The sequence below is a fragment of the Bacillus coahuilensis m4-4 genome (genome assembly GCF_000171615.1).
Lineage (GTDB): Bacteria > Bacillota > Bacilli > Bacillales > Bacillaceae_K > Bacillus_T > Bacillus_T coahuilensis.
This window is the reverse complement of the sequence record NZ_ABFU01000031.1, coordinates 1-11,443: the sequence shown is the minus strand read 5'-3', so window position 1 is coordinate 11,443 and position 11,443 is coordinate 1. Positions and strand designations below refer to the sequence as shown.

Annotated in this window: 10 protein-coding genes and 2 pseudogenes; 1 reads left to right on the top strand and 11 read right to left on the bottom strand. The window is 35.2% G+C overall.

Features of this window, described 5'->3' with window-relative positions:
* Positions 1-318: 318 nt before the first annotated feature.
* From M44_RS28860 to M44_RS08515, 10 genes and pseudogenes are all read right to left on the bottom strand, one after another.
* Positions 319-441 (bottom strand): hypothetical protein, encoded by a 123-nt coding sequence (locus M44_RS28860; protein WP_272941186.1) that lies wholly within the window; start codon positions 439-441, stop codon positions 319-321.
* Positions 442-1,524: 1,083 nt separating this feature from the next.
* On the bottom strand, positions 1,525-1,941 hold the full coding sequence (locus M44_RS08565) for a hypothetical protein (RefSeq protein ID WP_010172704.1): 417 nt from the start codon (positions 1,939-1,941) through the stop codon (positions 1,525-1,527).
* Between the two features lie 533 nt (positions 1,942-2,474).
* Positions 2,475-2,942, bottom strand: a complete 468-nt coding sequence (locus M44_RS08560; RefSeq protein WP_010172703.1) for a GNAT family N-acetyltransferase — start codon at positions 2,940-2,942, stop codon at positions 2,475-2,477.
* A gap of 122 nt (positions 2,943-3,064) precedes the next feature.
* Positions 3,065-3,274, bottom strand: a complete 210-nt coding sequence (locus M44_RS08555) for a hypothetical protein (protein WP_010172702.1) — start codon at positions 3,272-3,274, stop codon at positions 3,065-3,067.
* A gap of 507 nt (positions 3,275-3,781) precedes the next feature.
* On the bottom strand, positions 3,782-4,066 hold the full coding sequence (locus M44_RS08545; RefSeq protein WP_010172700.1) for a hypothetical protein: 285 nt from the start codon (positions 4,064-4,066) through the stop codon (positions 3,782-3,784).
* Between the two features lie 322 nt (positions 4,067-4,388).
* Positions 4,389-4,859, bottom strand: coding sequence for a GNAT family N-acetyltransferase (locus M44_RS08535; protein WP_010172699.1), 471 nt, complete (start codon positions 4,857-4,859; stop codon positions 4,389-4,391).
* A gap of 148 nt (positions 4,860-5,007) precedes the next feature.
* A complete protein-coding gene (locus M44_RS29895; RefSeq protein WP_154098058.1) occupies positions 5,008-5,163 on the bottom strand; it encodes a Mor transcription activator family protein in 156 nt (51 codons plus the stop codon).
* A gap of 322 nt (positions 5,164-5,485) precedes the next feature.
* A pseudogene (locus tag M44_RS21675) lies at positions 5,486-7,830 on the bottom strand (DNA translocase FtsK).
* A 120-nt stretch (positions 7,831-7,950) separates the two neighbouring features.
* Positions 7,951-8,157 carry a YlzJ-like family protein gene (locus M44_RS08520; RefSeq protein WP_010172697.1) on the bottom strand — a complete coding sequence of 69 codons (207 nt, stop codon included), beginning with the start codon at positions 8,155-8,157 and terminating at the stop codon, positions 7,951-7,953.
* Entirely contained in the window at positions 8,154-8,888 is a 735-nt protein-coding gene (locus M44_RS08515; RefSeq protein ID WP_029326802.1) for a ClpP family protease, read from the bottom strand. Before M44_RS08515 ends, M44_RS08520 begins: the two co-directional genes overlap by 4 nt.
* 125 nt (positions 8,889-9,013) lie before the next feature.
* Between M44_RS08515 and M44_RS08510 the strand changes: the two genes are divergently transcribed.
* Entirely contained in the window at positions 9,014-9,604 is a 591-nt protein-coding gene (locus M44_RS08510) for an FMN-binding negative transcriptional regulator (RefSeq protein WP_010172695.1), read from the top strand.
* Between the two features lie 86 nt (positions 9,605-9,690).
* Here M44_RS08510 and M44_RS21670 read toward each other — a convergent pair.
* Positions 9,691-11,357 (bottom strand): annotated as a pseudogene (locus tag M44_RS21670) (ribonuclease J).
* Positions 11,358-11,443 lie beyond the last annotated feature (86 nt).

Below are 11,443 nucleotides of genomic sequence, written 5' to 3'. Positions count from 1 at the left end.
CCCCAATAACACCTGTGAAAACATCAAGTCACTAATACTAATATTTCACGAATGTGGTAACACTTCGTTTTGATGCAATAGTTCGTCTAGAAAGCTCTTCTTTCCTATTTTTTTGAGTTTAATTGATATTCACCGTATTCATCTTTGTTAAGTTTTTTTAAGAAGGTTAATTGTTCTGGACTCTTCTGGATAATTATGTGATAAGGGATAACCCAGTCTTCCCTCCTCAAATATATATAGCTCTACAACGTCCCCTATTTCCATCAATGAGTCCAAGAATGTAATAAATTTAATATCATCCCCTCCAAGTTCATAAATTTAAGGAAGGGTAAAGGGCAAACTTTCCTTGTACGCTTCACCATTTAGAAATGCATAATTATTTTCACTTGTGTGATATTCAGGAATAGGTTTTAATGTTGCGATAAAATAATGAGCCGTCATTGAAAATTCCCTTCGTCAATACAATATACTTACAAAGCAATCTATCATTAGTACATCCTTGAACAATATCTATGTTAATTTTCACCTAACGCCTTCTTCAATTACTGCTGCCATATTGCTTAATACCAATTATTTCAAATTAATTTAGATCTTACAATCCTTTTTGAATACAATAAAGACGAAATGTTAGATAATTGCGCTTGAATATCGCAAGGATTGTTATATCATTAAGAAACTCGGTTTTTCAAATACTCTACTTACCCTAATTGTTTATAGTTATCGATGTAACACTTATTTGCACATATTTGTTTTTCCATATTAAATAATGCTGCCCTTTTGTAAAATTCCTCTACAAAGATTTCTTTTCAAAAAAATATGAAGAAATCAACAGACAAATAGATAATCCAAAACCAATTGACATGACGAATGTCATTGTCTCCCTTGATAAAGCTGTATTAAACAACATGGTCAGCAATAAGACTAAAGGAGTCATAATTGAAATACCACAAGCAACCCATTGAATTACTTTCCTAATGTCTTTATTACTCGTTTTCATTTTATACATCATCCTTTCACATATCTTTATTCCTTATAAAACAGATCTGATCTCTAACTTACTACCAATTATTTCAAATATTTAGTAGTTAGGCAATATCATATTTATCCATGTGAATTTAGACAACAATAAAGGCACTCTTCTAGTAATTGAAAAGTGCCCGTTTGTGGAATATCATTAATAATATGAACAGTAAGAAAGGATCAGCAGCCTCTAAACCTTTAAAGCTTTAACCTAAATATCAAAAATATATTGTGCATCTCTATCAGTTGCTTTTTCTAACCTTACCTCCATAATCTCACCCACTTAATCTATTTAATATTTATCATTACTCTACGAAAAACAAATAGACTCCTTCTTCAGTTCTACATCGTGATTACTTAATACCAATTATTTCAAATTCATTCAGATCGTACAATCCTTTATTAAATACAAAGAAAACGCAATGTTAGATAATTGCGCACTTATATGGAATAAATATAATTTGTTTTAGTCAATCAATTACTTTTCCATTCTTATCGAAGTATTTATAGGTAAGACTCATTTCTTTTGCCACCGGTAACTCTATCCATATCGTAGTATTTTTTTTTGATGTTTACTTCTTCTTCAAAAATTTCTCCATTTATAGCTAACTCCATTTTCGAAATTTCATTTTCTTTCGTTGTAACAACCAATAATAATACATGAAAAAGGTCATCCTCTGCAGACCTGTTATGAATTAAAAAGTTAGAAAGTGAACCTTCTCTTCTTTCAGTTCCCTTCCACTCATAATTACCGTATTTATTTTTAACAAAGTGAATATAAGCAGGCATCTCATTATCTAAAAATGCGACTATTCTTTGATCACCTATATCTTTTATCTCTAATATTTCAATAGACGAATTTTGATGACTTTCGATGGATTGTATTCGTTTTTTATTTATTGATTCTTTTATCATTTCCATTTAAAAGAAATGAACTAATTTAAAAAACTAAACAGAAAGAATAATCCTATTAATGTTGTAACTAAAAGTACTACTAACTTACTGTTCCTTAATGACATATTATATCCCTCCAAAACACCTATAAATGATCTTAGACTATAAATCACCTAATTCGGGCAACACATTAATCCAGAATATAGACCAAGGGAACAAGAAAGGAGCACTACTTATTCGTGAAGCGCCACCCTTTAATAGAATATATCTTTTAGATAGGTTCCTAAGTTATGCCTCGTAAGATACATAATATTAGCCTGGTGAAGATTCATATCTATTAAAAAGGTCACCCGGGAGTCGGGGGACGGTTCTCTTGATTCTAAAATTTCAATATTCTTAAAAAAGAATCGCTAGAACCGTCCCCTTGATTCCCAGTGATATTTTTTGAGAGTGTTTTTTTCATTATATTTCATCTTTAGTTTAATTTTTTCTAACCCTGTTACTTGAATATAGAGCAGCTGTGCTTCTTCAGCAAACGCCCCCGATTGTTGAACAAGACTTTATAAATTCTTTTCTAAACAGTAGTGTGGTTTTCCTTCGAAAATTACTTCTTTAAACTTATTAAAACCTAACCTGGTCCAAAACAATATTCCTTTCTCATTCTCCTTATGGACTGCCAAACGTAATTTTTTCTTACCTTCTTTTCTAATAAGGTCTTCTAATTGTTGAAATACTCCAAGTGAATTCCCTTCCCCTTGAAATTGCTTATGAATTACAAATAAACTAATCCAAGGAGTATTATCTGAGGGATTATTTATACAATAATCCACTAATCCTATGTAATTATTCCCCTGCTTGATTAGCAGTCGAGTTGTATTTAACTTCTTGGATTCTTCATATTCAGAAAGGATATCATCGTAGTTAATAGTGCTTTTATTTTTAGACATCTGATTATAGGAAGAGTTTGAATTCATAATTTCTAGTTCAATCTTCCATTTATCTATTTCATTATTTTCAAAAGTAATCACGTTAAACACCCTTTACTTTTTTCAATGTTAACCAATGCTACTCGATACTCACACAACAGGGAGGTTGCTTATTCAGTAAACGCCCCCGTTACTTTAAGTGTACTTTTTCACATATTCAATAATTAGGTGATTATTTCAAATACTTTTTGATAACCAAAAGGTAAAATAGAAGCAATTAACATACCTACCAATATGAATGAAGCTGTTAAAATTCTATATTTTAAGTTCGAAATTTCTTTTCTTTTATAGGCTATACTTAATACCTTAACCATAGAAAAAACAGTAATGAAAATTATTATAGCTGAAAAAATACTTGTTAGAATTACTTGCATTTTTGCAACTCCTCACTTAACAAAATTGAGTATTCTACGAACACTCACTTTATTTACGAACTAAAAAGAATTAGGTTCCTCTAATTCATTAACTTCCCCATATAGATAAATAAGGAATTCAACAAAAGAAGTGACAACCCATAATGGAGGGTTGCCCCGTCAGCTTAACAAAACATGATGGTATTCATACTATTTCCCCTTCCTTTTTACGGATTTCACATTTAGAATAAATGACCAAGCAAAAGCAGATATCAACCCAATCCAAAACACAGAAAAGTTGGAAAGGAAGTAACTGTTAAAAAAATTGTAATATATTTGATTGATAAATAATGCTATTAAGAAAGCATAAAAGCCAACAACACACCCTTTTTTCCAATTCTTTGTTTCCTTTTCAGACATCTTCTTAAAAAATATCCCCATTCTTTATCCTCATTTCTGTATAGTCACCTTCAAAAAATCTTATTCAACTCTTCTGCCCTTTACTCGAACAAGCAATTTGAAGAAAGGTTACTTAATACGCCCCTTACCTGTCAATTGGTACTCCTCTTGATTACTTAATTGCTGTAATTTATAGGCATAACCAAACTCTTCATCTTTTCTAAACGATGATGCTGTAACCATATATTGTTCTCCTTCTTCAATAATGTTATAAACCATTGATTCTTCGATGAAAATTTTATACCGCTCACGATGCTCTTCATTTTCATATCCGTTATATCCAATAATCCACATTTCAACATATTTTCCTGGTTCAATATAGTGGTGTTTTTCTTCTATAACCATACCTGCCATACTAATACTTTTTGTCACATGAGAATTTGTCAGTTGTGAACGTTTGTTATAAATAAAAGAAAAAATAAAGTAATCAATAGAACAATAACAGACATAACTACTATTAAGAACCATTTATTTCTAATTATCTTCAATCAATAATTACCTCCCTTAATCTAATAAGAGTTTTGTCTTGTTTAGGGCGAATTAAAATTAACCTGCCCTTTAACTTAATACCAATTATTTCAAAATTGAGCAGCTTACTCAAGGAAAATTTAAACAAAAAAGAAGCTTACCCTATTCCGAATAAGCCCCCTTTACTTGAATAACATAAGGAAGTATTTTACCAATCCTTTTCCATTATGATGAAATTATAGTCTTTCCCTCTAATATCGTTTTGAAAGTTTCCCTTTGTATTAAAGCCTGCCTTTTCATAAACTTTGATTGCTCGTTTATTAAAGTCAACAACGGCCAGCTCTAAGTGGTCATATCCTAAAAGCTCTCTCCCTTGTTCGATTATTGCTTGTACAAACCTTAAACCGTTCCCTTTTCCAGTCAGAGAAGGTTTCATTTGCACACCTACCGCTATAACTTCTTCAGGAGATTCCCCAACATTAAAGAACTCACAGTTCCCAATTAAGTTACCTTGATCATTAATGACTGAATAATAATTAGCAGAATCTACACTTTCAAGAAATCCATTTATTTTTTCCTCTTGAATATTATTATCATAAAAAGAATATACACCATCAAAAGTCCAAGTAATGAACTCTTTAACATCTTCTTTTGTTCTCTTCCTAAGTTTATACATCATAATCTTCAGCCCCCTTTCTTTACTTACACTTATTTTATACTCCGTGGACATCCTACGCTTCCTAATTTACAGTTATGTAGTAATTTAGAGACAACACAAAAAATACCTTATGTGAGTCATACTTTTACATAAGGCATTTTGAAGAAAATTATTCTTTTTCTTTATTTATAATCCTTTCAATACTCTTGATAGAAAGATGATAATCTGTTGCTAGTTGTTCTTTAGAAATCCCATTAATAAAGTTACAGTAAATACTTCGATCTCTATCTCTAAGAACTTTTCTTGTTCCATTTTTTCTCCCCAAGCAAGCTCATTTCCTCTTTTTCTTGGAATATATAAATAATCTCCACGGACGAGGGGACAGGGACTTTGTCCTGCTGAAGGACTTGATCCTTAAATAAAATCCTGCTAACTCTTAGTTATAAGCATTGAGCTTCTAATCAAGGTTTTTTGTTTTTTATTAAATCCGTTTTAGCATTTTAGTGGTAGGGGGGAAGTCCAATCCTAGGGTTCGTTAGATTAGCTAAGGTAGAAGACAAGGTCCCTGTCCCCTTAACACAAGAAAATAGTATAACTCCAACCAAACCTAAAAAAGTGCCTCCTTATCAAAGAGACACTTTTCCCATTTATGAAGTTTGTTCATCATTTATCGATTGAATTAACACTTGGCGTGGTTTGCTTCCCTCATACGGGCCGACTACACCTCTAAGTTCCATAGCATCAATTAATCTGGCTGCACGTGTATAGCCTACTCTAAAACGGCGTTGAAGCATGGAGACCGAAGCGGTTTGCATTTCAACGACGAGTTGAACGGCATCATCATATAGTTCATCTTCTACCTCTTCTTGCGGCTCATCTACATCATCTGAAGGGATCATTTCTTCTTGATACTGAGCTTTTTGCTGTTCAATAACATGGTCCACAATATCTTCTACTTCTTGATCTGAAAGAAAGGCACCTTGGACACGAACAGGCTTGCTTGCACCTATAGGGAAGAATAGCATGTCTCCTTTTCCAAGTAGCTTCTCCGCTCCACCCATATCCAAAATGGTTCTTGAATCTGTTTGCGAAGATACAGCAAACGCGATGCGAGACGGAATGTTTGCTTTAATAACCCCTGTTATAACATCAACGGATGGTCGTTGTGTCGCAATAATTAAGTGAATTCCTGCTGCCCTTGCCATCTGGGCTAATCGTGTAATGCTATCTTCTACATCGTTGGATGCTACCATCATGAGATCGGCTAACTCGTCTACAATGACGACAATAAATGGTAGTTCAGGTTGTTTTTCCTCATACTCAGCATTATGTCTTTTAATGTGATCATTATAGCCTTCAATATTTCTAGTTCCTGTGTGGGAGAAAAGTTCATAACGTCGCTCCATCTCATTCACTACTTTCTTTAACGCTTGAGATGCTTTTTTAGGGTTCTGTTACAACAGGTGCTAGGAGATGAGGGACACCATTATAGACGTTCAATTCAACCATTTTCGGGTCAATCATCATAAGTTTCACTTCATGTGGCTTTGCTCTCATTAATATACTTGTAATGATCCCATTGATGCACACACTTTTTCCGCTTCCCGTTGCTCCTGCTACGAGAAGATGGGGCATACGGTTTAATTCGGCCGTAACTGCATCTCCTTGGATATCTCTACCTAGCCCAATTAAAAGCTTAGAGTTTTTATCATGATGATACATTTCTAACACTTCACGGAGTGTGACCATCGCAACCTCAGAGTTTGGAACTTCAATTCCTATGGCTGATTTCCCTGGTATAGGGGCCTCAATTCGAATATCTTTTGCTGCTAACGCAAGAGCTAAATCGTCCGTTAATCCCACAATTTTACTCACCTTAACACCAGCATCAGGATGAACTTCATATTTTGTGACAGCTGGGCCCAAATGTACTTGAGTGACTTTTGCTTTTACACCAAAGCTTTGGAAGGTGCGTTCTAGTTTTGCAGCGTTTGTATGTATTAACTTGTATTCATTACTCTGGTCTGTTTCTGAAGGACTATTTAATATTCCAATTGCAGGTAATTCATAGCTTTCATTTTCAACTTCATTGAAGTTCATCGGAACCACAACAGCCTCTTCTGAAGAGTTTTCTTTCCCCTTTGGTGCTTCTTCCACGGTTTCTAGTGGTGTAGGTTCTTCTGTTACATCTCGGTTCCTTTGAGAGAAACTTGAGATAATTGGTTCAGGTGACGGGTCATCCATAGTTGGTCGTTCTTGCTGAGCAATAACAGGTACCTGGGATTGATTTTCTGCTTCTTGTTGCCTTTGTTCACGCTGCTTTTCTTTTTTCTGTTCTTTCTTGGCAGATTGCTGCCCCTTCCAGTCTTTAGCATCTTGAATAAAGGCTTGCCACTGGTTGACTGAAAAATCTCTTAGACCACCTAATATTTTTCCAAAGAAATCACCAATTGATTTTCCTGTAAGTAGAACAAATCCGATAAGAATAAAGATAATACTTAAAATTTGAGTCCCAATATTGTCAAATAAGTAGTAGGACATGGCAAATAAAACGGCGCCAATCATACCTCCACCTAAATCAGGTGTACTCACATTTCCTCTAACGTCTGCCCAGTATAAGCTCCATGTATTTCGAATCACGCTCGTATCCACTAACCCTTGGTTAGTGAGCAGCTGAAAAAGCTGAACATGACTTAATAGTAGTAGTGCAGTTAAAACAAGGTAGATTCCCATCATTCTTACGGATAAGAGGGGTGGAATCTGCCGTTTTATCATACAATACAATGCAAATACAATGGCTCCTGCAAATAATATCATAAACCATTCTCCAAAAAAGAAGCGCGCAAATAACACCAATCCTTTTCCCACTGCACCTACTTCCATAATGGAAATGATGCTCAAGGCAATAAGAATGATACCGATTAATTCAAATTTTATGGTCGTTTGAAGCTGCATTCGTTTTTTTTCTAGATCGTCTTTTTCTTTTAGCCATACCATCACCTAAATCTATTATAATAAACTTACATTCTTCCTGTAATCGAAAGTAAACAGCAGCCAACATGGGCTGCTGTTCTAGTATTAGTATATCATAATCATTACTCCATGTAATGAACTACATGGACAAATATTCACCTGGACACATGTCTTGGCTCATGTAATCCATCGGATTGCTACTCATAATTCTCACAATTCGGTATCCTTGTTGATCTTCTTGAACTAAAAGCGGAATTCCATTATAGGTGACCATTTTTTGAGATAAAAACCTCGATGACTCCGTTGGAAAAATTAACTCATAAGGAACGACGGTATGTAAGATCATTGAATTAACCTCTCTTCTTCTGTTTTTGATTGTTCGATAAGCTCATTTAATTTTTTCATGGCAGCACCTAACCCACCCACTTCGTTCATGAGTCCATATTTAACAGCATCATCACCTACTACGTTTGTACCAATATCACGCGTTAAGTTCCCTTTTGCAAACATAAGATCTTTAAAATCTTCTTCTGAAATATTAGAATGACCTGTTACAAATTTAACTACACGATCTTGCATTTTATCCATATATTCAAAGGTTTGTGGAACTCCTATCACGAGACCCGTAAGTCGAACCGGATGAATGGTCATTGTGGCTGTTTCTGCGATAAAGGAGTAATCACATGCTGTCGCTATCGGCACACCAATAGAATGGCCACCTCCTAAGACAATGGAAACCGTTGGCTTTGATAATGAAGCAAGCATCTCAGCTATGGCTAATCCTGCTTCTACATCCCCGCCCACCGTATTTAAAATAACGAGGAGTCCTTCTATTTTTGGATTTTGTTCAATCGCGACTAACTGAGGTATCATATGCTCGTATTTGGTTGTTTTATTTTGAGGTGGTAGCTGCATATGCCCTTCAATCTGTCCAACTATGGTTAAGCAGTGTATATTAGAGTCATTAGACATTTGAGGGACATTCGTTTGACCAAGCTGCTGTATTTTCTCCATAAGCGGAGAGGGTGATGAACTTTTTTCTTCCTTACCTGTATTCTTATCCGGAGATTGATTCATAAAAAATGACTGATCCACTATGAGACACCCCTTCTTACTTGATACGTTTAGTATCAACGGAAGAGATATTTTCATTCAACGAAATACGGTATACTGGATATGTATAAAAAATTTGGGAGGGTCTCATGTATTCAAACAAAGATTACGTATCAAATGATAAAGCAAAACTCATTGAAATCATCAAGGCCTATCCGTTTGCTACCCTGTTTTCCTTACACAATGATGAGCCAATCGCAACACACCTACCCTTTATCGTAGACTCATCTAAAAATGAAATACACTCCCATATCGCTTTACATAATAAACAGGCAGACAGCCTTATCCATCAGCCTGTCTTGGTTGTATTTCAAGGTGATTCAAGTTACATCTCTCCATCCTGGTATGAAAAACAGGACACCGTTCCAACTTGGAACTATGTTGCTGTACATGTCTCTGGAGTGGCACAAAAATTAAATCCACTTGAACTAAAAGATTCTCTGCAGCAATTATTATCTGACCATGAACCTCCAACTAGTACATACACCTATGATGTAGTCGATCCAGCATATTTTGATAGGTTACAATCTGCTATCCTTGGGTTTAAGCTCTCCCTTTCAAAGATGGAAGGAATCATAAAAATGAGCCAAGATCATTCACCTGAAAGACGAGAACGGATTATTGAACATTTAGAAGAGATGGGTTCTCCGGTTGCAGAATGGATGAAGAAAGAACGATAATTCTAAACAGAAGGAAATAGCAGATCATTTTTATAAAAAAGCTGCTCTAAAAAGTCTAATTTTAACTTTTAAGAGCAGCTTTAATTTTATACTTCCATTATGATTGGTAAAATCATTGGACGACGTTTTGTTTTGTTGTATAAGAAATAATTTAATTTATCGCGAACATCTTGTTTAATCGTTGCCCACTCAACAGATTGCTGTTGAAGATTTTGGTTAACAATTTCACGAACAAGATCTGCAGACTCAGCCATTAACTTTTCTGACTCTCTAACATACACGAAGCCTCTAGAGATAATCTCAGGACCAGAAACAATCATACGATTTTGCTTCGTAAGTGTTATGACTACAATTAGGATTCCATCTTGTGATAGTAAACGACGATCGCGTAATACGATATTTCCAATGTCTCCTACTCCAAGTCCGTCAATCAGAACATTACCCGTCGGCACTCGTCCGTTAACTTTCATTCTTTCATCAGAATATTCTAGGACGTCACCCTTCTCCAGTAAGAAAATATGGTTATGTTCAATACCAAGCGAGCTTGCTAGAGTGGCATGACTTTTAAGCATTCTGAATTCCCCTTGAATAGGTACAAAATACTTTGGCTTAATTAAGTTAATCATCATTTTTAAGTCTTCTTGACTACCATGACCTGAAACATGCACTTTTTTACTTGAGGTCAATACATTCGCACCTGCTCGCGCCACGGCATCAACTGTTTTAAAGAGCATTAATTCAATAGAAGGTGATGGTGCAACGGCAATAAACACCGTGTCTCCTTCTTCAATGGAGATTAGTTTGTGGGTACCACTTGCCATTTTTTGCAAGGCTTCTAATGGCTCCCCTTGATTACCTGTAGCTAAAATAACAACCTCACTAGGATGAAGCTCTTTTGCTTCAGAAACTGGAATTATACTCGTTTCATCCACCTCTAAGTATCCAAGCTTAAGTGCCACTTCATATACTTTTCTAAACTTTTACCTACTACCGCCACTTTACGGTTTGTTTCTTTAGCTGCATCGAACACTTGCTGTATACGAATGAGATTAGCAGAAAAGCAAGAGACAATAATACGTTCCTTTGCAGAGTGAAACGCATCAGAAAGCTGTCTTGAAATCACACTTTCTGAAGTTGTAAATCCTGGTCTTTCAGCTTCTGTGCTATCAGATAATAGACAAAGAACACCTTTTTCGCCTAATTGAGCCATTTTCCCAATATCCGGGCGATAGAATCCCGTTGCAGATTGATCAAATTTGAACTCACCCGTATGGACGATGGCTCCTTCTGATGTATGTATCGCGATCCCAACTGAATCGGGAATACTATGGGTTGTCTTAAAAAACGTAACATTGACGCTATTAAATGACAATCTGGAGTTCGAATGAATCGTAAAGAACTTTCCTTCTACCTTTTGATTCAATTCCTTTATTCGAGCTTTAGCTAAAGCTAATGTTAATTTTGTCCCATATACAGGTGCTTTAATTTTACGCAGTAAATAAGGTAACGCCCCAATAGCATCTTCATGCCCATGAGTAAGGAAAATCCCACGTACTCGCTCCTTATTATTTTCTAAAAAGTAGAAATCGGGAATTACGACATCAATCCCAAGCATATCGTTCTCTGGGAACTTTAAACCGGAATCAATGACGAATAAATCCTCATCTACCTCTACCACGTACATATTCTTTCCAATTTCGCCGACTCCCCCTAAAGGTATAATGCGAATGGAGTCATTTTTTCTTTTACTCACTATGTTTCCTCCTCTGTTGACATCCCCGATCATTAATCAGTTAATTCTATTATACTTTAACTCAATTTCCTACATCAACCAAATTG

Coding starts and splice junctions, on each gene's coding strand:
- M44_RS28860 (WP_272941186.1), bottom strand. CDS start 441: ATGACGGCTCATTATTTTATCGCAACATTAAAACCTATTCCTGAATAT.
- M44_RS08565 (WP_010172704.1), bottom strand. CDS start 1,941: ATGGAAATGATAAAAGAATCAATAAATAAAAAACGAATACAATCCATC.
- M44_RS08555 (WP_010172702.1), bottom strand. CDS start 3,274: ATGCAAGTAATTCTAACAAGTATTTTTTCAGCTATAATAATTTTCATT.
- M44_RS08545 (WP_010172700.1), bottom strand. CDS start 4,066: ATGGCAGGTATGGTTATAGAAGAAAAACACCACTATATTGAACCAGGA.
- M44_RS08535 (WP_010172699.1), bottom strand. CDS start 4,859: ATGATGTATAAACTTAGGAAGAGAACAAAAGAAGATGTTAAAGAGTTC.
- M44_RS08520 (WP_010172697.1), bottom strand. CDS start 8,157: ATGATCTTACATACCGTCGTTCCTTATGAGTTAATTTTTCCAACGGAG.
- M44_RS08515 (WP_029326802.1), bottom strand. CDS start 8,888: ATGAATCAATCTCCGGATAAGAATACAGGTAAGGAAGAAAAAAGTTCA.
- M44_RS08510 (WP_010172695.1), top strand. CDS start 9,014: ATGTATTCAAACAAAGATTACGTATCAAATGATAAAGCAAAACTCATT.